This is a genomic window from Bhargavaea massiliensis (assembly GCF_050480245.1).
In the GTDB taxonomy this organism is placed as follows: Bacteria; Bacillota; Bacilli; order Bacillales; family Anoxybacillaceae; genus Anoxybacillus.
In genome coordinates this window covers 35,386-58,250 of record NZ_JBCNEQ010000026.1, presented here as the reverse complement: position 1 = coordinate 58,250, position 22,865 = coordinate 35,386, and the positions used below count along the sequence as shown (strand labels likewise).

Here is a 22,865-nt window from a genome sequence, read left to right as displayed (position 1 = left end):
TTTGTAGTTTACTCCTCGTTTTTCGTTTCGTCAACTACAAACTCATTCGATTTTTTTTGACTTGATTCCTTTGTTTATTCAAAAAAAAAACGCCTTAGCGTTCGCTAAGACGAATGATTTGCATCGGATTTCCGCCAACAAATGCACCAGCTGGTACATCGCGATGCACAAGCGTGCCTGCGGAAACAACGGCACGATCCCCGATCGTCACACCCGGCAAAATGGTTGTATTTGCTCCGATCATTACTTCATTGCCGATAATGACATCTCCAAGCCGATACTCATTTACTAAATATTCATGCGCTAAAATCGTCGTATTGTAGCCAATAATCGTGTTGCTGCCAATGCGAATTTTCTCTGGAAACAAAATATCTGGCATCACCATAAACGCTAACGCCGTATGTTCACCAATGTCCATGCGCAAAAACGTGCGATATAACCAGTTTTTCAGCGGGAAAAACGGCGTATAGCGCCCGATCAAAATGACGATGACATTTTTCAATACTTTCCAAAAAGAAACGGTTCGATATACTTGCCATAAGGAGTTCGTTCCTTCAACAACATGGCGTTCGGTTTTTCTCAATGCGGCGTCACCCCTAAAATGCTTAACAAATCGCTCATTTTTTCAAGCATAAAATCAGGTTCGTATTTCGCTAAATGTTCGCGCCCTTTAATCGTCCAGGCAACTCCCGCTGTTTTTGTTCCCGCGTGTTTCCCTGCTAAAATGTCATGATGGTTATCGCCAACCATTAACGTCTCTTCTGGCTTCGCTTGTAAACAAGCGAGCGCTTTTTCAATCGGCTCAGGGTGCGGTTTTGCATGTTCGACGTCATCGAGCGTAATGATGCATTGGAAAAACGAATCTAACTTTGTTAACTTCAATCCCATATTGACAGTATGGCGAATTTTCGTTGTCACAATGCCGAGTTTAAAACCTTTTTCATGTAGCGTTTGTACGGTGTCATACACCGTTTCATATTCTTTCACTAATGCATCATGATGCGCATGGTTAAACGCTCGATACGTTTCAATCATCTCGTCGACCCGATTTGGATCGATGGCTTCAAACGTATCCCGTAGCGGCGGGCCAATAAAGGCGAGCACATCTTCGCGCGTATATTGATTTGGATAATAATGATTGAGCGTATGCAAAAACGATTCAATAATTAAATCGTTCGTATTAATAAGCGTTCCGTCTAAGTCAAATAAAATGGTGTTAATATTCATACGTTGCTTCCTTTCTTTTCCGATGTTCGACCCGATTCCAAATAAAGCTTAATGCAACGGTCAGTAAAACAGCGGTGACAAGCCGAATGACAAGCAACGGCCACACCGGAATGCCGAGCGGCACGAACAATAACGTATCTTCTACCACCGCATGACACGCAACTAAAAATAAAAACGTCAACGTTAAATCTTTTTTCGACACCCCGTCTTCTTTCACAGCTTGAATCATGACGCCCGCACCGTAAGCGAGCCCGAACAATAAGCCAGCCGCCATCGTAAGCGAGGCGTTTTCACGAATGCCAAGCAAGCGAGCAAATGGCGATAACCACTTCGAAAACGTATCAAGCCACTTTAATTCTTTTAACACTTGAATCGCGATCATAAGCGGAATAATAATGAGCGCTAACTGCCCAATACCATATATCGCCTTTTCGATCCCTGTCCAAACGATTTCTCCCCACGTATGCGGCGTTGTTGAAGATTGCGGTACAAATCCGTATTTCGCCATTTGTTCTCCGCCATTCCACAAAATGTGAATGAGCCATGCGGAAACGAACGCTAAACCCACACGGACGGCAACCATCCACCAAACGCGAACACCTACTTGTGCAGCAACCGCAGATTCAACAAGCATATTGTGTGAAAACGACAACATGACCGCTAAAATAAACGCTTCTTTCACCGTTAAGTCCATTGTCAGCATCGCACCAATGCCGGCATATAAATTTAAAAAGTTGCCGAGCACTAAAACGAGTGCGGCATCTCCCGGTAAACCAATCCACCGCATCATCGGCGTTAAAACATTTGTCACCCACGGCAAAACGGGGGAGTATTGTAAAAGCGTCACAATGACCGTAATCGGAAAAATAACTTTTCCAAGCGTCCATGTCGTTTTCAATCCAACAAACAAACCTCTTTGAAGCACGCTGCCCCTCCCCTTTCATTTAATCGTTGTACCGCTCATTCGCTAAACCGCGCATGCGACGCACAACGATCATCATGACCGCAAACACAATAAGCAAAAGCGAAATGAACTGAGCCATACGAATCGTTTCTGTTAACATTAAACTGTCTGTCCGCAATCCCTCAATAAAAAAGCGCCCGATCGAATACCAAATGATGTACGTGAGAAATAATTCCCCTCTTCGTAAATTTCGTCTCCGAAGCGCAAGTAAAACGAGAAAACCGAGTATGTTCCATAGTGATTCATATAAAAACGTCGGATGATAATATTGTCCTTGTATGTACATTTGATTAATGATCCAATCCGGCAAATGCAAACTTTCTAAAAATGCTCGTGATACAGGTCCCCCGTGCGCTTCTTGATTCATAAAATTGCCCCAACGTCCAATCGCCTGCCCTAAAATAATGCTTGGTGCTGCAATATCGGCTAGTTTCCAAAACGACAATTGGCGTCTTTTGGAAAAAATGACACCTGTCACAATAGCACCAATTAAACCGCCATGAATCGCCAAACCACCATGCCAAATTTGTGGAATTTCGCTTATATGTTGCGAATAATAGTCCCATTGAAAAATAACGTAATACGCCCGTGCACATACAATCGCAATCGGCACAGCAATTAACACAAGATCAACAAATGTTTCTTTTCGTATCCCTAACCGCTCGCCTTCTCGTGTCGCGAGCCAAAGACCAAGCAAGACGCCTGTCGCAATAATGACACCGTACCAATAAATTGTAATTGGTCCGAGTTGAAGAAAAACGCGATCAAGCGGTTCAATATGCAACAGCATCAACACTCATCCTTTCATTCATAATCGTGCTCCGCATCGCCAATCGCATCCGCCAACCGCTCAGAAAATTCTTCTGCTGCATTGACACCCATGCGCTTTAAGCGGAAATTCATCGCTGCAACTTCGATAATGACCGCTAAATTTCGCCCTGGACGAACAGGAATCGTCAATTTCGTCACCTCCGTATCAATAATTTTTACCTTTTCTTCTTCCAAACCGAGACGATCGTACTGTTTGTTTGAATCCCATGACTCTAAATCAATGACAAGCGAAATACGCTTATGTGGACGCACCGCCCCTGCCCCAAATAACGTCATGACGTTAATAATGCCGAGCCCACGAATTTCAAGCAAATGTTCAATGAGCTCTGGTGCGCTACCAATAAGCAAATTTTCATCCTCTTGGCGAATTTCGACACAATCATCTGCAACAAGACGATGTCCGCGCTTCACAAGCTCAAGCGCCGTCTCGCTTTTTCCAACACCACTTTTTCCTGTAATAAGTACACCAACACCGTACACATCAACGAGCACACCGTGCACAGCTGTCGTCGGTGCGAGTTTACTTTCTAAATAGTTTGTCAGGCGGCTAGCCAATCGCGTCGTTTTCATCGTTGAACGCATGACAGGCACTTTTCTTTTTTCCGATGCTTCGATAAGCTCCTTTGGTACATCTAGTCCACGTGAAACGATAATGGCTGGTGTAATATCTGTACATAACTTTTCCATACGCAACCGTTTTTCTACAGGCGTTAATCGTTCGAAAAAAGATAGTTCAGTCACACCAAGCAACTGTATGCGCTCAGCAGGATAATATGCAAAATAACCGGCCATTTCAATGCCCGGACGGGATAAATCACTCGTTGTAATCGGGCGATGAATCCCCTCTGCCCCGCTTACAAGTTCAAATTGAAACTCATCAATTAAATCTTTTGTCCGTACTTTTGGCACATGAACCCCTCCTTTTTTCTCATTGTAACACTTTCCTGTCAAAATAAAAACGTTCACGCACGAAGCGGAACGTTTTACTTTTCTTTTCGTACTGACTCGATGAGTAAATGAAAAAGTGAGATCACAAGCGATGCAAATAACGCGTTGCTAAAGCCGCCAATGTCAAACGAACTGCCCATGACCCATGCCGTCATTGCCAGTATGATTGCGTTAATGACGAACAAAAACAGCCCAAACGTCAATACAGTCACAGGGAGTGTCAGTAAAATAAGTAACGGGCGAACGAACGTATTGAGAAAAGACAAAAGAATACTTGCAACGAGCGCTGCCCAAACGCTTGATAAATAAATGGAGTCAAAATATCCAGCTAGCGCTAATAATAAAACGGCGTTGATAACTATACGTACTAGCCATCTCATATGACGTTCTCCTCACTTGGAATAATAAGTACCGCAAGCGCGTATAAAAGCACAAACGGCATAATGCCGGTAATTAACAATAGCGCGACAAACAATAAACGTACAACCGTAGCGTCCATATTCATGTAAGCGGCTAATCCGCTTAACACACCTGCAATCATGCGATCATGACGAAGCCTTACAAGCTTTTTCATTCGTACATCCCTCCCGATTGTTGTAACACTTGAACTCCTTTAATAATATTCCAAACAATAACGACAACATGTACAATGCCACCGATCACAATGCCGATAAACGGAAGACCGATCCATCCGTCTACTCCTGCGATAGCGAAAATCATAAACAGTCCACCCGTAGCAACCACAATTGCAATAGGGATGAGATGGGACAAAAATGATTTTTTCGCATGTTCTTTCACTCGTTCATGTTTCGTGACAAAATAAACGATGATTGGAAATAAAAACGGGGCAAAAAATACGCTGAAATAACATAACGCCGCAAGCAATTTATTTCCTTCCATTCGCATCATCTCCCTTTTTCTTTACTTATACATACGATTGTCGGAAAGGAAAGTTTCGTATAAAAAAAGCCGAGCGCATTATACGCTCGGTATACGTTGGCGCATGCGTTCGCGATCGCGTGCCAAAATTGGCTGCAAATACTTCCCGGTATACGATCGCTCAACTTGCGCCACTTCTTCTGGCGTACCTACCGCAACGATTTGTCCACCCCCATCGCCGCCTTCTGGTCCAAGATCAATAATATAGTCTGCCGTTTTAATGACGTCTAAGTTATGCTCGATGACAAGCACGGTATCTCCTTGTTCTACAAGCCGTTGCAGAACATGTAATAAACGGGCAATATCATCCACATGCAAACCTGTTGTCGGCTCATCTAAAATGTATAGCGTTCTTCCTGTTGAGCGACGATGCAATTCAGATGCCAACTTCACCCGCTGCGCCTCGCCACCAGAAAGCGTTGTAGCTGGTTGTCCGAGTTGCATATAGCCGAGTCCGACGTCGTAAAGTGTTTGTAACTTTCGTTTAATTTTCGGGATGTTTTCAAAAAACGTCAGCGCTTCTTCTACTGTCATATCGAGCACTTCGGCGATATTTTTATCTTTATATTTCACTTCCAACGTTTCGCGATTATATCGTTTACCGTGACATACTTCACATGGCACGTATACGTCCGGCAAAAAGTGCATTTCGATTTTAATAATCCCATCGCCGCGACATGCTTCACAGCGACCGCCTTTCACATTAAAACTAAACCGTCCTTTTTGATATCCACGCATTTTCGCTTCGTTCGTCGTCGCAAATAAATCACGAATATCATCAAAAACGCCCGTATATGTCGCCGGATTGGAGCGCGGTGTTCGGCCGATTGGCGACTGGTCGATATCAATCACTTTATCTAAATAGTGAATGCCACGAATGTCCGTATGCTCTCCCGGTTTTACTTTTGCATGATGTAACTTTTGCGCTAACGCTTTATGCAAAATTTCATTAATGAGCGTACTTTTTCCCGAACCGGATACCCCCGTCACCGCAACAAACAGCCCGAGAGGAATGCGAACATCGACGTTTTTTAAATTGTTTTCCCTAGCTCCAACGACTTCAAGCCAACGGCCATCTGGCGTTCTTCGTTCAATTGGGAGCGGAATAAACTTTTTCCCTGATAAATATTGACCGGTTAATGAATGTGGATCGTTCATCACTTGTTCAGGTGTACCTGCAGCGACGACTTCTCCTCCGTGCGCCCCTGCTCCCGGTCCGATGTCAATTAAATAATCTGCCGCAAGCATCGTATCTTCATCGTGCTCGACGACAATGAGCGTATTTCCTAAATCACGCATGTTTTGCAATGTCGCAATTAACCGATCGTTATCGCGCTGATGAAGTCCGATTGACGGTTCGTCTAATACGTATAATACACCTGTTAACCGCGATCCGATTTGCGTCGCTAATCGAATACGTTGCGCTTCTCCACCTGACAATGTCCCTGCCGCGCGGTTTAACGTTAAATAATCGAGCCCGACATTTTTTAAAAAGCCGAGACGCTCAACAATTTCACGCAAAATTAAATGAGCGATTTTTTGTTCCTTTTCCGTCAATTGAAGCGTTTCAAAAAACGTGAGCGCTTCATTGACCGACATCGCCGTCACTTCACCGATATGTTTGCCACCAACGAAAACCGCTAAACTTTCTTTTTTCAATCGGTTGCCATGACACGTCGGACAAGGCTGTTCAGTCATATATTTTTCCATTTGTTCACGGACGTAATCGGACGTCGTTTCACGATAGCGGCGTTCAACGTTGCGCACGACACCTTCAAATTCCACATACGTTTCGCGCACATGACCGAAGTCGTTTTCATAGCGAAAATATATTTTCTCACCGTTCGATCCATACAATAAAAGATCGAGCTGTTGTTTTGGCAACTGTTTGACAGGCACATCCATATCAATGCCGTAATGGCGACATACCGTTTCTAACAATTGCGGATAATATTGCGAACTTTGCGGCTCCCATGGCGCAAGCGCATGTTCACGAAGCGTCAGCTCTTTATTTGGAATGACTAAATCAAGATCGACTTCCAGCTTTGCACCTAATCCGTCACACGACGGGCACGCACCGTACGGGCTATTAAACGAGAAGATGCGCGGCTCTAGTTCACCGATTGAAAAACCACAATACGGGCAAGCGTGATGTTCACTAAATAACAACTCTTCTTGTCCGATGACATCGACGAGCACTTTACCGTCCGCAAGCTTCAACGCCGCTTCAAGCGAATCAGCCAGGCGCGACTGAATACCTTCTTTCATGATGATGCGGTCGATGACCACTTCGATCGAATGCTTCTTATTTTTTTCAAGTACGATGTCTTCAGATACATCGCGCAATTCCCCGTCAACTCGCACACGCACGTACCCTTGTTTTTTGATCTCCTCTAACGTTTTTACGTGCGTTCCTTTTCGTCCGGAGACGATAGGAGCTAAAATTTGCATTTTCGTCCGCTCTGGATATTGCATCAGGCGGTCAACCATTTGTTCAATTGTTTGCGACGTAATTTCGATGCCGTGTGTTGGACAAACAGGGCGACCGATGCGTGCAAACAGTAAACGCAAATAATCGTAAATTTCCGTCACTGTTCCGACTGTTGATCGTGGGTTGCGGCTTGTCGTTTTTTGATCGATTGAAATGGCAGGTGACAACCCTTCAATCGAATCGACATCTGGTTTATCCATTTGTCCTAAAAATTGACGGGCGTATGCCGACAACGATTCGACATATCGCCGCTGCCCTTCCGCGTAAATGGTGTCAAATGCAAGCGATGATTTTCCCGAGCCCGATAAGCCGGTAAGCACAACGAGCTTATTGCGCGGAATGACGACATCAATATTTTTTAAATTGTGCGCTCGTGCACCTTTGACGACGATATGATCCATTCGTTACACCTCCGCTTTCAATTCTAAAATGAGATCGCGCAGTTCGGCAGCACGTTCAAAATGAAGAGCTTTGGCTGCTTCTTTCATTTCTTGTTCGAGTTTGGCAATAAGCGCAAGGCGCTCTTCTTTTGATAAATGACGGACATCTTTCGTTTCATACGCTTCTTTTTCTTCCGCGGCAAATGTGGCGCGAATGACATCTGGAATGTCTTTTTGAATCGTTTTTGGCACGATGCCATGCTCACGGTTATACGCTTCTTGAATGGCGCGGCGCCGCTTCGTTTCATTGATCGCAATTTCCATCGATTTCGTGATCGTATCGGCATACATAATGACATGCCCATTCGCATTGCGCGCCGCCCGTCCAATCGTTTGAATGAGTGAACGTTCAGAACGTAAAAATCCTTCTTTATCGGCATCTAAAATAGCAACAAGCGATACTTCTGGAATATCGAGCCCTTCCCGCAATAAGTTAATGCCGACGAGCACATCATATTTGCCTAATCGTAAATCACGAATAATTTCAATTCGTTCTAGCGTCTTAATTTCCGAATGCAAATACGCCACTTGAATGCCGATATCTTTTAAATAATCGGTTAAATCTTCCGCCATTTTTTTCGTCAACGTCGTCACAAGCGTGCGTTCTTTGCGAGCAATGCGCTTTTGAATTTCATCGACTAAATCGTCAATTTGCCCTGCAATTGGTCGCACATCAATCGTCGGATCTAACAATCCTGTCGGACGAATAATTTGTTCAACGACTTCTGGACAATGTTCAAGCTCATACGGACCTGGTGTCGCAGATACGTAAATCACTTGATTCACTTTTTGTTCAAATTCTTCAAACGTCAACGGACGGTTATCAAGTGCCGACGGCAAACGGAAACCATGTTCAACAAGCACTTCTTTTCTCGCTTTGTCACCGTTATACATGCCGCGAATTTGCGGCAACGTCACATGCGATTCGTCAATGACGATTAAAAAGTCGTCAGGAAAATAATCTAATAATGTATAAGGCGTTGAGCCTGGTGGACGCAACGTCAAATGACGTGAATAGTTTTCAATGCCTGAACAAAATCCCATTTCCTTCATCATTTCAATATCGTAGCGCGTCCGTTGCTCTAATCGCTGCGCTTCAAGCAATTTTCCTTGTTCACGCAGCTCGCCAAGCCGCTCTTCTAATTCCTTTTCAATATTTTCAATGGCCAGCTTCATTTTTTCTTCGCGCGTAACGAAGTGGGATGCTGGGAAAATCGCCACATGTTCTCGCTCTGCCATCACATGTCCTGTGAGTGCATCCACTTCGCGAATGCGCTCAATTTCATCACCAAAAAACTCAATACGAATACAATGCTCATCGCGTGAGGCAGGGAAAATTTCGACGACATCTCCGCGCACCCGAAACGTTCCGCGGCGAAAATCAATATCGTTTCGTTCATATTGAATGTCGACAAGTCGGCGCAACAAATGATCGCGCTCGATTTCCATGCCGACGCGAAGCGAAACGACAAGTTCGCGATATTCTTCTGGAGAACCTAAACCATAAATACACGAAACGCTTGCAACAATAATGACGTCGCGTCTTTCAAACAGCGCAGACGTTGCGGAATGGCGCAATTTATCAATTTCGTCATTAATGCTTGCATCTTTTTCAATATACGTATCTGTTTGCGGAACGTATGCTTCCGGCTGATAATAATCATAATAGCTGACAAAATATTCGACCGCGTTATGCGGAAAAAATTGTTTAAACTCGCTATATAATTGCCCTGCTAACGTTTTATTATGGGCGATCACTAACGTCGGTTTATTCACTTGTTGAATGACGTTTGAAATCGTAAACGTTTTTCCCGTTCCCGTTGCTCCAAGCAACGTTTGATGCTTTTTTCCTTGCTGAATGCCTTCGACAAGCTTCGCGATCGCTTTCGGCTGATCGCCCTGCGGCTTATAAGCGGATACTAATTGAAAGGCGTCCACATTCTTCCCTCCACTTCATTTCTATTTTCATTGTACCATATGACGAAACCGAAAAGCGAAAAATACGAACAAATATTCTATGAAAAAACCTGCCCATTTGGACAGGTTTACGATTGTTTTTGCTTTTCTACCATTCGTTTAGCATACAAAAATCCGACGATGAGCGACGCTATATCAGCAACAATTTCATGCAATTGATCGGTATATCCTTTCACATACGATGCTACGAGCAACGCGACAGTAAGCAGTGTACCGACATAATGGTTATACGTCACCCGCGTAAATAAAATAACTAACAACGCTGGTACAATTAACGCTAACAAAAACCACATATTATCCCTCATCTCTTACGAATAACAGCCCGAGTTCGTGATGTTCCCCTTCAAATAAAGCCGTTTGTGCAAAGCGAACTTCTCCGCTTTCGTTTAATACTTCTAGCTTACAAAATGCACGATTTTGTTGCAAGGCTGCGTAAAATTCATCTTCGGTCGCCACAGGTGTACCGTTTACCTTCACAATCACTTCCCCAACCGAAAGTGCCATTTTATGTGCGGGCGTATCCGGCAAAACTCCTAAAATGACAAGCCCATTCGCCCGTTTCGTAAAATATGGCGGGCGCTTTTGTTCATACAACTTTGCTGATAAAGCAATCCACTCTCTCCATAAAATAGCCACAACAGCACTAACGATCGCAAGCGGCTTCAACCAGTAGCTAGTAATCGCTAGCAAACTAACAACCGTAGCGAGCCAACCGATGCGCTTTGCGATCCATTTCGCCATATGAGTAGGCATGTTTGTTTGCACGCGTTGGGAAAACCCAAGTAAAAACGGCACGAGAACGAGCGAATACGTCTCACCGCCTGAAATGATCGGCCACCACGCCGCAAACGGCGTCACTCCCTCTCCTGGCACAGGAATAATAAAAGGTACGAGCCAAAGACGTTGCATCATTTGTTCACCGATGACAAGTCCCCGCTTGCTCGTTACAAGCCGCGGCGAGCTAAGCTCTGCTCCTTCACGGTAAACGAGCCACATTTCGATAAACAAAAGCAACCCGATTAAAAGCGCGACGGCAGTCACATTTGTTTCCGTCATATGCGGGAAAAAACGATCAAAAAATGGCTTCGCCCACTCCGTTTGCGCAAAAAAACTAATAGTAAATATGACGATGCTCCCGATATATGCAGCCGATAAAAGCCGGAGCTGCATCATAAAGCTGCATACGATCGTCACAATCGTCCAAAAAACGAGCGTATCATTCGGAATGACAAGTCCAACGCCAACGGTTACAATTGAAAAAACAATGGCAAGCCAACTGCGTGAGCGAATGAGTGCACGCAGCTCAAGCGATGAGCGATAAACGCGTGTATGAAAATCCCGTCTTTCGCGTTGCACACGACGCCAGCCAATAAACCATGCAAATATGATTGCATAATATAACAACGGTTGCAGCCAAAACGTCCCGAGCGCTTTCAACCATTCTAGTCCCCATACTTCCATTTCCATCAACTCCATTTTTTCGGGTGGTCTATTTTGTATTGTAACAAAATCCAAGCATTTATGGTTGACGAAAATTCACTTTTTTTGCCGAATCAACACTAGTTTTGTCAACATACAAGGAATTTCATAAAAAGCGTCTAACTGTTTTTTCATATATGATTTGAAAGGAGCGTGGAACAATGGAGTTAAAAACGAGCGCTGTCGCGAAACGACTTGGGGTATCGACAAAAACGGTGCAACGCTGGGTGAAAAAATATAACATTCCATGCACAAAAAATGAAGCAGGACATTACGTATTTACGAACGAAGCGATCGAACAATTAGAAAAATATAAGTTTCTCGGCATCGATGAAGAGGAAAAAGAACATGTCGAATGGGAAGAAGTCGAACAGCGATTAAACGAACTTGAACGAAAAGTTGATCAAAAAGCAGATGACGTTGTCTCTTTTCAATTGCTACAACATCGCCGCGAAATAGAAGACATGCTCCAATACATCCAACGGCTCGAGCGACGAATTGTTGACCTCGAACATCAACAACAAACGAAACTTGTTCATGAGCAACCAAAACAAACACGACGTAGCATTATTAGCCTCTTTTTATAAAAGTGTCCCCCTGCCTTCAAAACGGACAGGGGGACCTTTTTATTTCGCAATAAGCTGTAATGCTTTTTTCAATTGCTCGTCATATCGTTCGTCACGAACCGCTTCCATCACTTTTGTTTGCAACATATTCGCTGTTTGTTTATCAATTTTTCCTGTCACTTGTAAGCCGTTCGCTTTTTGGAACGATTGAACAGCTTGCTCGGTCTGTTTGCTGAAGTAGCCATCTTCGCGACCCGGGTCAAAACCGAGACCTTTTAACATTTGTTGTGCGCTTTTCACTTGTTCGTTGTTCATGTCATATGCCAACGGCTTATCGATTTGAAGCGGATGAGCATAGAAAAAGTCAGGCTGTTTTACTTTCACATCCGGTTCAACGCCTTTTTGATGAATCCAATTTCCGTTCGGTGTTAGCCATTTATATAGCGTTAATTTAATATGGCTGCCGTCATCCATCGGCAACGCTTGTTGTACCGTCCCTTTTCCGAACGTTTTTTCACCGACAAGCGGATAGCCGCCTGCTTCTTTTAACGCTGCGGCTAAAATTTCTGATGCCGAGGCGCTTCCGTTATCAATAAGCACAACAATTGGATAATCTTTTTTCTTCGTTATATTGGAGAAGAAGCGTTGTTTATCGCCATCGCGTTCTTCAATTTGCACGTACGGTTTATCTTTCGGAACAAGATCTTTTAAAATATCTTCCACGCTTTGTAAATACCCTCCCGGATTGCCGCGCACGTCGATAATGAGCCCTGCGATTCCTTTTTTCTCAAACTCGGATAACTTCTTTTTAAAATCTTCTGCTGTTTTTTCGGCAAATGATGTAATTTCAATATAACCAATTTGCTTCCCGTTTACTTCTTTTGTTGACGCATATACCGTTTCAATTGGGATTTCATCGCGGACGACTTCAATCGTTAATACGCCGCTTACCCCCGGACGAATGACTTCCAAACGAGCGACCGTTCCTTTTTTCCCACGAATTTTTAATACCGCTTCATATAAGTCAAGCCCTTCTAAACTTTCGCCGTTCACTTTAATAATTTGATCATTTGGACGAAGCCCAGCTTTTTCTGCAGGCGACCCTTTAAATGGGGCAACGATCGTCACTTTGCCGTCAACCATACTTACTTCCGCGCCGATGCCTTCAAAAGAGGAATCGAGCGATTCGTTAAACCGCTCCGCTGTTTCTTTATCCATATAAACGGAGTATGGGTCTTTTAGCGTCGCAATCATTCCTTGAATCGCACCATCAATTAGCTGCTCGTCATCTACGTCTTGAACATATTTTTGTTTAATCATGCTGTATGCTTGTTCAATTTTTTTTAATTCCTCGTTCGATGACTTCTCCGTTGGCGTTGGCATATCGATCGTAATCGTCGATGTCTCGGAAGAAAGCGACTGCATTCCGACATACGTCACGCCTGATCCGAATAGCATCGATAAGATCATTAGTGCTGCGATTGTTTTTTTGTTCATGTTTTGCCTCCTCACCCTTCGATACATGAAAGGCATCACACCGTGTGCGATGCCTGTTTGCTTTCATTATATGAATAGCTTGTACCGTTCATAACTTATGAAGATGTATTTATTTTACACCGAACGTCTGATTTTCTCAACTAATGCGCAAAAGCACAGCAGACAAGCTGTGCTTTAAAACGGAACGTATTGCATTGGGTCTACGGCATTCGATTTTGATGCATTCCAAAGTCCACGATGCAATTCAAAATGCAAGTGTGCACCGAATGAACGTCCCGTATTGCCCATATAGCCAATCATTTGTCCTTTGCTCACGTTTTGCCCTTCACCGACAAGGCGTGATTCTAGGTGAGCATATACCGTCGTGTATATTTGTCCATTAATGTAATGCATAATAAAAATAACGTTTCCATAGCTTGATGAATAGTATGAGCGATAGACGTAACCGTCAGCTGCCGCAACGACAGGAACGCTCGCACCGCGTTTACCAATGTCAATGCCGTAATGGAATTCACCCCAACGTGGCCCAAATGTCGATGTAATTGGACCGTTTGCTGGACGCATAAACGCACCGTCGGACACAGGCGGCAAGCTACCTGAACTGCTTTCAGACGATCCACGGCTAGATAACGCACGTTTGCGCGCTGCTTCTTGCTCCTTTTGGCGGCGAATCATTTCTTGTAATTGGTTTTTCATCGCAGCTTCTTGTTTTTCAAGCAACTCTTTTTCTTCTTCTAACGCGAGCTGTTTTTCTTCTTCATGCTTTTGTTGTTCTTTTAACAGCGCCATTAATTTTTCTTTTGCCGCAATTTGCTCGTTTAACGTTTGTTTTAACTTTTGCAGTTCATTAAGCTGTTCTTGCAAACGTACTAAGTTGTCGTTCAATTCGTTTTCTTTCGCTTCCTTTAACTCTTTATCTGCTTCTTGTTCTTTAATAATTTGACGATCCGCCTCAAAAATGGTCGCCACCGCACTCATTCGATCAATAAAATCGCTAAAGCTTTTCGCCCCGAGCAATACGTCTAAATAGCTTACTACACCGCCGCTTTCCTGTAATGAACGTGCGCGCTCTTTCAACAATGCATTGCGCTGTTCAATGCGCGCGATGACTTCCTCAATTTCTTTTCTCAGCGAAACAATTTGTTGTTTCGTTTCTTCAATATTTTGCTGTTTCGCACGAATGTTGGCGCTCGTTTCTTCCACAGCTAAATCAAGCTTTTTGATTTCTGCATTCACTTTTTCTTGTTCAGCTTTTAACCGATCAATTTCTTGTTGCGACTGCTCTAGTTTACTTTCAATTGATGACTGCTTTTGTTGCACGTTTTCAATTTCATGTTTCTTTTCTTGAATGTCGCGCTTCGTTACTGCATAGGCAGGCGCAGCAACGCTTGAAACAAGCAGCAGCATCGTTGCTGTGATCGTTCCCCATCTTTTTCGCACCGTAAAACCCCCTCTTTCTATACTTTTAAAAATCGTCTGACGGACATCAAACTTCCCCATATGCCGATGCATGCGCCTAACAACACGAGCACAGCCGCCAATTGCCATGCGAACGGATAGAACGGAAGAAGTTGAAAAAATGTATCTTTCAACTTTGGATATAATAAATCAAATACGTACGAGTAAGCGGAAAGAACGATAACAATCGGAACAACGGAACCAAAAACGCCAAGCCACAATCCTTCAAGGAAAAACGGCCAACGAATAAACCCGTTTGTCGCGCCTACTAATCTCATAATCTCAATTTCGCGACGGCGGGCAAAAATCGTAATTTTAATTGTATTTGAGATGAGAAACATCGCTGTAAATAACAATCCAACTATTAGCGCCACGCCGGCGTTGCGAATCGTTTTCGTCGCGGCAAATAGCTTTTCGATTTGCCCTTTTCCGTATTTCACTTTCCCAACTGACGGAAACGTTTCAATTTGCTTTGCGATTTTTTCTGTATCAAGCGGATTTTTTGCTTTCACAATAAATACGTCACTTAACGGGTTGTCTTGTTCAAATAGACGAAACGATTGACCATCTTCTCCAAAGCTTTCAATCAATTTTTGTAGCTCTTCATCTTTTGATGAGTAGGTTACTTTTTCTACACCGGAAAGGGCTTCAAGTTTTGCCCGGAGCGCGTCTTTATCCGTCTCTGTTGCGCTTAAATCGACATGTACACGAATTTCGACGTCGTGCTCAATTTGTTTCGTAATATGTTGGATATTGAGCATAATGACGAGAAACACACCGACGAGCAACAGCGTCACAGTTACAGCACTAATGGACGCAAACGTCATCCAACCGTTCCGTCCGAGACTTTTTAAACTTTCGCGAAAATGACGACGAAGGGTGTTAAGAGTCATAGCCGTATTCCCCCTTCACTTCATCGCGCGCAATTTTCCCGCGTTCGATCGCAATGACGCGCTTGCGAATCGTATTGACGATTTCACGGTTGTGCGTCGCCATGACAATCGTCGTTCCACGATCATTAATGCGTTCGAAAATGTCCATAATCTCCCAAGATGTATCAGGATCTAAATTTCCTGTCGGCTCATCAGCGATGACAATCGTTGGATTGTTAACGATCGAACGCGCAATCGACACGCGTTGCTGTTCTCCGCCAGATAATTCATCTGGATAAAAGCGCGCTTTATGTTTTAGCCGTACTAAGTCGAGCACTTCCATAACGCGCTTTCGAATGTTTTTTGGCGATTCTTCAATCACTTCCAAAGCAAACGCTACATTTTCATATACCGTTAACTTTGGAAGTAGTTTGAAGTCTTGGAATACAACACCTATATTTCGGCGCAACAACGGCACTTTGCTGTCTTTTATATTGGCTAAATTCACACCGTTAATCATAATTTTGCCGCTTGTCGGCTTTTCTTCGCGATACATCATTTTAATAAACGTCGATTTCCCAGCACCGCTCGGACCGACGACATATACAAATTCTCCTTGCTTAATGCGAACAGAGATCCCGTTTAATGCAATGACTCCGTTCGGATATGTTTTATATACATCTTGCATTTCGATCATAAGCAACCACCTAATTATTCGATCTTTTTCTACATATTCCTGCAAAATTCTTACCTTGTTCATTATATCATCATTTCCGACAAAAGGGGGGCGAATTTTATTTACAGTTATATTTCAAGAGTGTTACAAATGAAAAGAGGATGCACATTCGCGCATCCTCTTACTTTTTCGCTGCTAACCATTCGGCTACTTTATCAGCATCTTCACCGCGAAGTAAGCCGCCTGGCATACCGCCACGGCCGTTTACGATAATGTCTTTAATTTCGTCTTGCGAATATTTTCTGCCTACTTTATCAAGCGCTGGACCGACGCCGCCTTCTAAGTTTTGTCCATGGCAGCTTGCACACGTTTTTTTGTAAAGCGCTTCTGCGGCTGAAGCGGTATCTCCTCCGCCGTTCGCTGGTTTTTCGCTTGTGCTATCCCCCCCACCACAGGCTGCTAACACAATCGCTGTACCAGCGAATAAACTGAGTAGCTTTTTCTTCATACGTATATCCCCCTTGTAAACATTGTCATACATTTCTATTATATCGTATCATTTTTACGTTAGGCACGTTTAAATCCTTCCCCAAGCACTTCTGCTGCATCCATAACAACGACAAATGCAGACGGGTCAATGGTTTTCACTAATTGTTTCAATTTTGTGAACTCACTTTGTGCTACAACGCACATTAAAACAGGCCTTTCCTGTTCTGTATACCCACCGTATGCATGTAGTTTTGTCACACCGCGGTCAATTTTATGCAAAATCGCTTCCCGCACTTGTTCTTCTTTGTTTGTGATGATCATCGCCATTTTCGAGTTACTAAATCCAACTTGAACGAAATCAATCGTCTTACTTGTGACAAATAATGCAATTAATGCATATAACGCCCGCTCTAAGTCAAACACAAATGCTGCTGTTAGTACTATTAAACCATCAATTAAAATGACGCACGTTCCTAACGATAAACCTGTATATTTATGAATAATTTGGGCAGCCAAATCCGTTCCCCCTGTCGATGCACGACCACGGAATACAATGCCTAATCCTATGCCGACACCGATGCCGCCAAATAGTGCTCCAAGTAATGGATCGTTCGTTGCTGGCGCCATATCATGCGTCAAATAAACGACAAACGGCAAAAAAGCAGTACCGACCAATGTTTTGATGCCAAACTGTTTTCCAAGCAGCAACACGCCTGCGATAAATAGCGGAATGTTAAGCGACCATTGTACATAAGCTGGCTGCCACCCGAGCGTTGCATGCAAAATTGTACTAATACCGCTCACACCACCCGACGCAACGCGATTCGGAAGCAAAAATAAATTAAACGCCACCGCCACAACAGCCGAACCGACAAGAATGTATACGTATTCCAATATTTTTTCAACAACTGGATTTGTTATATTGTTTCTTTTACGCATGCTTCTCACCTTCCTTTGTGAGTATAGCATGCCCGATATAGGAAGTAAATACCATCGAGTTAACGCAATGATGATTTAATGTAGTGAAGTTCATGTAGGAAGAAGAAAGAGGTGACCTAAAAAATCTAGGTCACCCTTGTTTTAATTTTGAGCGTAAATATGCGTCAATAAAGACATCGATTTCTCCGTCCATGACTGCTTGAACGTTTCCGACTTCGGTATTTGTCCGATGGTCTTTCACAAGCGAGTATGGATGAAACACGTAAGAACGAATTTGGCTTCCCCAACCAATTTCTTTTTGTTCACCGCGAATTTCAGCGAGCTCCGCTTGTTGTTCTTCTAGTTTCTTTTGGTACAACTTCGCCTTCAACATATTCATCGCTTTTTCACGGTTTTTAATTTGCGAACGCTCCGATTGGCACGTGACGACAATACCTGTCGGGATATGTGTAATGCGTACAGCTGAATCCGTCGTATTGACGTGCTGACCGCCGGCACCGCTTGAGCGATACGTATCGACTTTAATTTCATCCGGACGAATGTCGACTTCAATGTTGTCATCAAATTCAGGTACAACTTCGCACGAAACGAACGATGTATGACGGCGACCGGAAGCGTCAAACGGAGAAATGCGCACGAGGCGATGCACGCCTTTTTCCGCTTTTAAATATCCGTATGCATTATGCCCTTTAATTAGCAACGTGACGCTTTTAATTCCCGCTTCCTCACCAGGCAAATAATCGAGCGTTTCCACTTTGTATCCTTTTTTCTCCGCCCAGCGCGTGTACATACGCAACAACATCGATGCCCAGTCTTGTGACTCCGTTCCACCTGCACCAGGATGAAGTTCTAAAATGGCATTATTTTTGTCGTACGGTTCATTTAATAGTAACTGCAGTTCAAATTCGCTAAAGTCTTTCGATAGTTTTTTCGCCTCAGCTACAAGCTCTTTTTGCAGTTCTTCATCTGGTTCTTCTTTGACAAGCTCGTATGTCACTTCTAAATTTTCAAATCGCTCTTCAAGTGAACGAAACTCGCCGACTAAATCTTTGAGCGCATTCGCCTCACTAATGACCGCCTGAGCCGCTTTTTGATCGTCCCAAAAGTCAGAGGCAGCCATTTGCGCTTCTAGTTGTTCAATGCGGGCTTCTTTCGTTTCGAGGTCAAAGAGACCCCCTAATATCCGCTAATCGCTTAGCCATTTTTTCAAGCTCTTGCTTAATTTCTACTAAATCGATCATGTCCTTCACCTCAACCATTATTGTATGCAAACGAGATAACGAAAGCAACATAACGAAAGCGAGGGAACATCCCCCACTTATCGTCCGCAACAATGTTTATATTTTTTTCCGCTTCCGCACGGGCATGGATCGTTTCGACCGACTTCCACCGCTTTTTTCACCGGCTTACGTTTCACTTCTTCGCCTTCTTTCGGATGAACCGCTTCTCCTTTAGCTACTTCTTGTCGCTCAAGGTTGCTTTCAATTTCCGCTTTCATAATGTAGCGGGCAACTTCTTCTTCAATGGAAGCGATCATCGCTTCAAACATCGCATAGCCTTCCATTTGATATTCACGCAATGGATCAATTTGACCGTACGCACGTAAATGAATGCCTTGGCGAAGCTGTTCCATCGCATCGATATGTTCCATCCATTTCATATCGACAGCACGTAAAACGATCACGCGTTCAAACTCGCGCATTTGTTCCGCTGGAATGCGGCTTTCTTTTTCATCGTAACGCGCACGCACTTTGTTCCAAATGAATTCAATCATTTCTTCTGGATCTTTGCCGCGCAAATCGTTGATCGTCACGTCTCCTTCAGGAAGAAGATTCGCCTGCACATAATCAACGATCGCTTGCACATTCCATTCTTCCGGCATATCTTCATCCGGCGTATGCATACGCACAACGCGCTCAATCACGGATTGAATCATTTTTTCAACGATGTCGCGCAAGTTTTCCGAATCAAGTACTTGGAAACGTTGACGATAAATGATTTCACGTTGTTCACGCAATACATCGTCGTACTGCAACAGTTGTTTACGTGCATCAAAGTTGTTTCCTTCGACGCGTTTTTGCGCAGATTCGACCGCTTTTGATACGATTTTACTTTGAATTGGCTGTGAATCGTCCATGCCTAAACGATCCATCATTGCCATCATATTTTCTGAACCGAAGCGACGCATGAGCTCATCTTCAAGCGACAAGTAAAATTGCGATACCCCAGGGTCTCCTTGACGACCAGAACGACCACGCAATTGGTTGTCGATGCGGCGGCTTTCATGACGTTCTGTACCGATGACAGCCAAACCGCCAAGCTCGCGCACACCTTCACCGAGTTTAATATCCGTTCCGCGTCCTGCCATGTTTGTCGCAATCGTTACTGCCCCTTTTTGACCAGCTTGAGCGATAATTTCTGCTTCTTTCGCATGGTTTTTCGCGTTTAATACGTTATGGCGAATGCCGCGCTTCGTTAACATGCTCGACAATAATTCAGACGTTTCAATGGACACCGTACCGACAAGGACAGGTTGTCCTTTCGCATGACGTTCCGCAATGTCTTCGACAACAGCGCGAAACTTTCCTTCCATCGTACGATAAATTAAATCTGGACGGTCATCGCGAATGACTGGTTTATTTGTCGGAATGACAACGACTTGCATATTGTAAATGTTGCGAAACTCTTCTTCTTCTGTTTTCGCCGTTCCCGTCATTCCCGCAAGCTTTTCATACATGCGGAAATAGTTTTGGAACGTAATTGTCGCAAGCGTCATTGATTCATTTTGAATTTCAAGCCCTTCTTTTGCCTCAATCGCCTGATGGAGTCCATCGCTATATCGACGTCCGCGCATGAGACGGCCTGTAAACGGGTCAACGATGACGATTTTTCCGTCTTCCACAACGTAATCAACGTCGCGCTGCATCACAACATGTGCGCGCAACGCTTGGTTAATATGGTGGTTTAACGTCACATGTTTTAAATCAAATAAGTTATCAATGCCAAACGCGCGCTCCGCTTTGTTTATTCCTTCTTCTGTCAGCTGAACGCTCTTCGTTTTTTCATCATACGTATAATCGACATCGCGCTTTAGTGTGCGCACAAATGCGTTCGCTTGAATGTACAATTTCGTAGGCTTTTGCGCTGTGCCTGAAATAATGAGCGGCGTACGCGCTTCGTCAATTAAAATCGAGTCGACTTCGTCAATGATCGCATAATGGAGTGGGCGTTGCACCATATGTTCTTTATATAGCACCATGTTATCGCGCAAATAGTCGAACCCAAATTCGTTATTCGTTCCGTATGTAATATCTGCATTGTAAGCCGCTTGCTTTTCTTCACGCGACATATTCGTTAAGTTCAATCCGACAGATAATCCTAAAAATTGGTATAACTTACCCATTTCTGTCGCGTCACGGCTCGCTAAATATTCGTTCACCGTTACGACATGAACACCTTTTCCGGTTAATGCGTTTAAATATACCGGCATCGTCGCTGTTAACGTTTTTCCTTCCCCTGTTTTCATTTCAGCAATATTGCCTTCATGAAGGGCGATGCCCCCCATCAATTGCACTTTATATGGATACATGCCGAGCACGCGTTTTGCAGCTTCACGAACGACCGCAAACGCCTCAACAAGTAAATCATCAAGCGTTTCGCCTTTTTCAAGACGCGCCTTAAACTCTTCTGTTTTTTGACGCAACTCGTCATCAGAAAGCTGCGCCATTTTTGGACCGAGCGCATCAATTTCATTTGCGATTTTTTCTAATCGCGCAATTTGCCGTTTATTTGGATCGAACACTTTTTTCAACATTCCAAGCATATGAAAACGCTCCTTAATTATAGAATCACTAATCTACATGATATCATTTACAGGAAAAGGTGACAACTCATACGGAAAAGGGCGATGGGGAAAAAAGAAAAAACCAGCTTTTTCGCTGGATTACACTTGCGACTGTAGTTGTTCAATGGAGGCTTCCACTCTAAGCAAACGTTTATTTAATGCATAAATTTCAAATCCTTTTTCGTCGATCTTTTTATAAATGTTTTGCAGTAATGTGTGCACGTCATTCGCCAGTTGAACTTCGAGACGATGCACCGTTTCTTTGACTTCGTCTAATTGTGTTTCAACGCGTGCAAGGCGCTTCTTGACATCACACATTTCTTCCTCGAGGCGACTAATCCGCTCATTTGTTTCTTCCATTTTTTGTTCAAGCGCCACTAATCGAGCCTCCATGTTTTCAAAACGCTGATCGATTTGAGCGAATCTTTCATCAATCTGTGCAAACCGCTCATCAATCTGCGCAAATCGCTCATCAATCTGCGCAAATCGCTCATCAATCTGCGCAAATCGCTCATCAATCTGCGCAAATCGCTCACGCACTTCTTGTTGAAAAGACAAGAAGTTACTTTCGATATTCGTCAACTTTCCTAAAATTTCGCGTAAAATCGCTTCCACCCTTTTTCACCTCCTTTCACATTATACCACCCCCTGTCTCGATTCGACAGAGGGTGGTAAGATTAGTTCGCTTCAATTAAGCCGTATTTGCCGTCTTTTCGTTTGTAAACGACGTTTGTTCGGTTTGTTTCTGCGTTAATAAAGACGTAAAAGTTATGGCCAAGCATATTCATTTGTAAAATTGCTTCTTCGCTATCCATCGGTTTTAAGCTAAAGCTTTTCATACGTACAATTTCAAATTCTTCTTCCTCGTGTTCTTCTGTCGCCACAGGAGCACTTGGCGCAAGCGTAATGCCGTTTGCTTCTTTTTCACGCATTTTCCGATTCACTTTCGTTTTATGTTTACGAATTTGGCGTTCAAGTTTATCAACAACCAAATCGATTGCCGCATACATATCGTCATGGCGCTCTTCCGCACGCAACACAATTTGTGGCATTGGGATTGTTACTTCAATTTTTGCCTGTTTATCATTATATACTTTTAAGTTAACGTGAACCGTTACTCCTTCCGTCGATTCAAAATAGCGTTCTAATTTTCCGATTTTTTTCTCGACATACTCTCGAATGGCTTGTGTAACCTCAATGTTTTCTCCGCGAATGTTGTATTTCATAC

23 protein-coding genes are annotated in these 22,865 nt (G+C 43.6%); 1 reads left to right on the top strand and 22 read right to left on the bottom strand.

Going from position 1 to position 22,865, the window contains the following annotated elements:
- Nucleotides 1-94: 94 nt before the first annotated feature.
- The 12 genes from ABEV15_RS07040 to ABEV15_RS06985 all read right to left on the bottom strand — a co-directional run bounded on the left by ABEV15_RS07040 (nucleotide 95) and on the right by ABEV15_RS06985 (nucleotide 11,278).
- Nucleotides 95-583, bottom strand: coding sequence for an acyltransferase (locus tag ABEV15_RS07040; RefSeq protein WP_498852781.1), 489 nt, complete (start codon nucleotides 581-583; stop codon nucleotides 95-97).
- Nucleotides 580-1,227 (bottom strand): pyrophosphatase PpaX, encoded by a 648-nt coding sequence (gene ppaX / locus ABEV15_RS07035; protein WP_004892553.1) that lies wholly within the window; start codon nucleotides 1,225-1,227, stop codon nucleotides 580-582. Before ppaX ends, ABEV15_RS07040 begins: the two co-directional genes overlap by 4 nt.
- Complete coding sequence (locus tag ABEV15_RS07030; RefSeq protein WP_498852780.1) at nucleotides 1,217-2,152, bottom strand: nucleoside recognition domain-containing protein; 936 nt, start codon at nucleotides 2,150-2,152, stop codon at nucleotides 1,217-1,219. Before ABEV15_RS07030 ends, ppaX begins: the two co-directional genes overlap by 11 nt.
- Before the next feature lie 19 nt (nucleotides 2,153-2,171).
- Nucleotides 2,172-2,981, bottom strand: coding sequence for a prolipoprotein diacylglyceryl transferase (lgt, locus tag ABEV15_RS07025; RefSeq protein ID WP_498852779.1), 810 nt, complete (start codon nucleotides 2,979-2,981; stop codon nucleotides 2,172-2,174).
- A gap of 14 nt (nucleotides 2,982-2,995) precedes the next feature.
- Nucleotides 2,996-3,931, bottom strand: coding sequence for an HPr(Ser) kinase/phosphatase (gene hprK, locus ABEV15_RS07020; protein WP_498852778.1), 936 nt, complete (start codon nucleotides 3,929-3,931; stop codon nucleotides 2,996-2,998).
- 74 nt (nucleotides 3,932-4,005) lie between these two features.
- Nucleotides 4,006-4,350: a phage holin family protein gene (locus ABEV15_RS07015; protein ID WP_429632843.1), complete on the bottom strand. Its 345-nt coding sequence runs from the start codon at nucleotides 4,348-4,350 to the stop codon at nucleotides 4,006-4,008.
- Nucleotides 4,347-4,544, bottom strand: a complete 198-nt coding sequence (locus tag ABEV15_RS07010) for a PspC domain-containing protein (RefSeq protein WP_498852777.1) — start codon at nucleotides 4,542-4,544, stop codon at nucleotides 4,347-4,349. Before ABEV15_RS07010 ends, ABEV15_RS07015 begins: the two co-directional genes overlap by 4 nt.
- Nucleotides 4,541-4,870 (bottom strand): magnetosome magnetite crystal formation protein family, encoded by a 330-nt coding sequence (locus ABEV15_RS07005; protein ID WP_006320154.1) that lies wholly within the window; start codon nucleotides 4,868-4,870, stop codon nucleotides 4,541-4,543. The genes ABEV15_RS07010 and ABEV15_RS07005 overlap by 4 nt, the downstream gene beginning before the upstream one ends.
- Before the next feature lie 78 nt (nucleotides 4,871-4,948).
- Nucleotides 4,949-7,801, bottom strand: a complete 2,853-nt coding sequence (gene uvrA / locus ABEV15_RS07000; RefSeq protein WP_429632849.1) for an excinuclease ABC subunit UvrA — start codon at nucleotides 7,799-7,801, stop codon at nucleotides 4,949-4,951.
- 3 nt (nucleotides 7,802-7,804) lie between these two features.
- Nucleotides 7,805-9,778 carry an excinuclease ABC subunit UvrB gene (uvrB, locus tag ABEV15_RS06995; RefSeq protein WP_429632851.1) on the bottom strand — a complete coding sequence of 658 codons (1,974 nt, stop codon included), beginning with the start codon at nucleotides 9,776-9,778 and terminating at the stop codon, nucleotides 7,805-7,807.
- A 107-nt stretch (nucleotides 9,779-9,885) separates the two neighbouring features.
- The gene (locus tag ABEV15_RS06990; RefSeq protein WP_339171614.1) at nucleotides 9,886-10,110 is read right to left on the bottom strand and encodes a CsbA family protein; all 225 of its coding nucleotides are present in this window, start codon (nucleotides 10,108-10,110) and stop codon (nucleotides 9,886-9,888) included.
- A gap of 1 nt (nucleotide 10,111) precedes the next feature.
- On the bottom strand, nucleotides 10,112-11,278 hold the full coding sequence (locus tag ABEV15_RS06985) for a PDZ domain-containing protein (protein ID WP_498852776.1): 1,167 nt from the start codon (nucleotides 11,276-11,278) through the stop codon (nucleotides 10,112-10,114).
- Nucleotides 11,279-11,457: 179 nt separating this feature from the next.
- Here ABEV15_RS06985 and ABEV15_RS06980 point away from each other — a divergent pair, with 179 nt between their 5' ends.
- Entirely contained in the window at nucleotides 11,458-11,883 is a 426-nt protein-coding gene (locus tag ABEV15_RS06980; protein WP_498852775.1) for a MerR family transcriptional regulator, read from the top strand.
- A gap of 39 nt (nucleotides 11,884-11,922) precedes the next feature.
- Here ABEV15_RS06980 and ABEV15_RS06975 read toward each other — a convergent pair whose 3' ends face one another.
- The 10 genes from ABEV15_RS06975 to hpf form a co-directional block, all read right to left on the bottom strand.
- On the bottom strand, nucleotides 11,923-13,359 hold the full coding sequence (locus tag ABEV15_RS06975; RefSeq protein ID WP_498852774.1) for a S41 family peptidase: 1,437 nt from the start codon (nucleotides 13,357-13,359) through the stop codon (nucleotides 11,923-11,925).
- A 174-nt stretch (nucleotides 13,360-13,533) separates the two neighbouring features.
- Entirely contained in the window at nucleotides 13,534-14,799 is a 1,266-nt protein-coding gene (locus ABEV15_RS06970) for a murein hydrolase activator EnvC family protein (RefSeq protein WP_498852773.1), read from the bottom strand.
- A 17-nt stretch (nucleotides 14,800-14,816) separates the two neighbouring features.
- A complete protein-coding gene (ftsX, locus tag ABEV15_RS06965; protein WP_498852772.1) occupies nucleotides 14,817-15,710 on the bottom strand; it encodes a permease-like cell division protein FtsX in 894 nt (297 codons plus the stop codon).
- Nucleotides 15,700-16,386: a cell division ATP-binding protein FtsE gene (gene ftsE, locus ABEV15_RS06960; RefSeq protein ID WP_429632863.1), complete on the bottom strand. Its 687-nt coding sequence runs from the start codon at nucleotides 16,384-16,386 to the stop codon at nucleotides 15,700-15,702. Before ftsE ends, ftsX begins: the two co-directional genes overlap by 11 nt.
- Before the next feature lie 160 nt (nucleotides 16,387-16,546).
- A complete protein-coding gene (cccB, locus tag ABEV15_RS06955) occupies nucleotides 16,547-16,873 on the bottom strand; it encodes a cytochrome c551 (protein WP_429632865.1) in 327 nt (108 codons plus the stop codon).
- 59 nt (nucleotides 16,874-16,932) lie between these two features.
- Complete coding sequence (locus ABEV15_RS06950; protein ID WP_498852771.1) at nucleotides 16,933-17,793, bottom strand: YitT family protein; 861 nt, start codon at nucleotides 17,791-17,793, stop codon at nucleotides 16,933-16,935.
- 130 nt (nucleotides 17,794-17,923) lie between these two features.
- Nucleotides 17,924-19,031, bottom strand: a protein-coding gene (prfB, locus tag ABEV15_RS06945; RefSeq protein WP_498852807.1) for a peptide chain release factor 2 whose coding sequence is annotated in 2 segments (ribosomal slippage) — nucleotides 17,924-18,958 and nucleotides 18,960-19,031 — 1,107 coding nt in all. Because the reading frame shifts where the segments join, the coding sequence is not laid out codon by codon here.
- An 80-nt stretch (nucleotides 19,032-19,111) separates the two neighbouring features.
- Nucleotides 19,112-21,616 (bottom strand): preprotein translocase subunit SecA, encoded by a 2,505-nt coding sequence (secA, locus tag ABEV15_RS06940; protein ID WP_498852770.1) that lies wholly within the window; start codon nucleotides 21,614-21,616, stop codon nucleotides 19,112-19,114.
- Between the two features lie 120 nt (nucleotides 21,617-21,736).
- Nucleotides 21,737-22,252 carry a hypothetical protein gene (locus ABEV15_RS06935; protein WP_498852769.1) on the bottom strand — a complete coding sequence of 172 codons (516 nt, stop codon included), beginning with the start codon at nucleotides 22,250-22,252 and terminating at the stop codon, nucleotides 21,737-21,739.
- Between the two features lie 62 nt (nucleotides 22,253-22,314).
- Nucleotides 22,315-22,863: a ribosome hibernation-promoting factor, HPF/YfiA family gene (gene hpf / locus ABEV15_RS06930; protein ID WP_498852768.1), complete on the bottom strand. Its 549-nt coding sequence runs from the start codon at nucleotides 22,861-22,863 to the stop codon at nucleotides 22,315-22,317.
- Nucleotides 22,864-22,865 lie beyond the last annotated feature (2 nt).

What these genes read in the sequence shown, in the direction of transcription:
- ftsX (WP_498852772.1), bottom strand. Translation starts at nt 15,710, where the DNA reads ATGACTCTTAACACCCTTCGTCGTCATTTTCGCGAAAGTTTAAAAAGT.
- ABEV15_RS06985 (WP_498852776.1), bottom strand. Translation starts at nt 11,278, where the DNA reads ATGGAAGTATGGGGACTAGAATGGTTGAAAGCGCTCGGGACGTTTTGG.
- cccB (WP_429632865.1), bottom strand. Translation starts at nt 16,873, where the DNA reads ATGAAGAAAAAGCTACTCAGTTTATTCGCTGGTACAGCGATTGTGTTA.
- ABEV15_RS06950 (WP_498852771.1), bottom strand. Translation starts at nt 17,793, where the DNA reads ATGCGTAAAAGAAACAATATAACAAATCCAGTTGTTGAAAAAATATTG.
- ABEV15_RS06980 (WP_498852775.1), top strand. Translation starts at nt 11,458, where the DNA reads ATGGAGTTAAAAACGAGCGCTGTCGCGAAACGACTTGGGGTATCGACA.
- secA (WP_498852770.1), bottom strand. Translation starts at nt 21,616, where the DNA reads ATGCTTGGAATGTTGAAAAAAGTGTTCGATCCAAATAAACGGCAAATT.
- ABEV15_RS07010 (WP_498852777.1), bottom strand. Translation starts at nt 4,544, where the DNA reads ATGAAAAAGCTTGTAAGGCTTCGTCATGATCGCATGATTGCAGGTGTG.
- ABEV15_RS07015 (WP_429632843.1), bottom strand. Translation starts at nt 4,350, where the DNA reads ATGAGATGGCTAGTACGTATAGTTATCAACGCCGTTTTATTATTAGCG.
- ABEV15_RS06990 (WP_339171614.1), bottom strand. Translation starts at nt 10,110, where the DNA reads ATGTGGTTTTTGTTAGCGTTAATTGTACCAGCGTTGTTAGTTATTTTA.
- ABEV15_RS07005 (WP_006320154.1), bottom strand. Translation starts at nt 4,870, where the DNA reads ATGGAAGGAAATAAATTGCTTGCGGCGTTATGTTATTTCAGCGTATTT.
- ppaX (WP_004892553.1), bottom strand. Translation starts at nt 1,227, where the DNA reads ATGAATATTAACACCATTTTATTTGACTTAGACGGAACGCTTATTAAT.
- ABEV15_RS06975 (WP_498852774.1), bottom strand. Translation starts at nt 13,359, where the DNA reads ATGAACAAAAAAACAATCGCAGCACTAATGATCTTATCGATGCTATTC.
- hpf (WP_498852768.1), bottom strand. Translation starts at nt 22,863, where the DNA reads ATGAAATACAACATTCGCGGAGAAAACATTGAGGTTACACAAGCCATT.
- ftsE (WP_429632863.1), bottom strand. Translation starts at nt 16,386, where the DNA reads ATGATCGAAATGCAAGATGTATATAAAACATATCCGAACGGAGTCATT.
- lgt (WP_498852779.1), bottom strand. Translation starts at nt 2,981, where the DNA reads ATGCTGTTGCATATTGAACCGCTTGATCGCGTTTTTCTTCAACTCGGA.
- uvrA (WP_429632849.1), bottom strand. Translation starts at nt 7,801, where the DNA reads ATGGATCATATCGTCGTCAAAGGTGCACGAGCGCACAATTTAAAAAAT.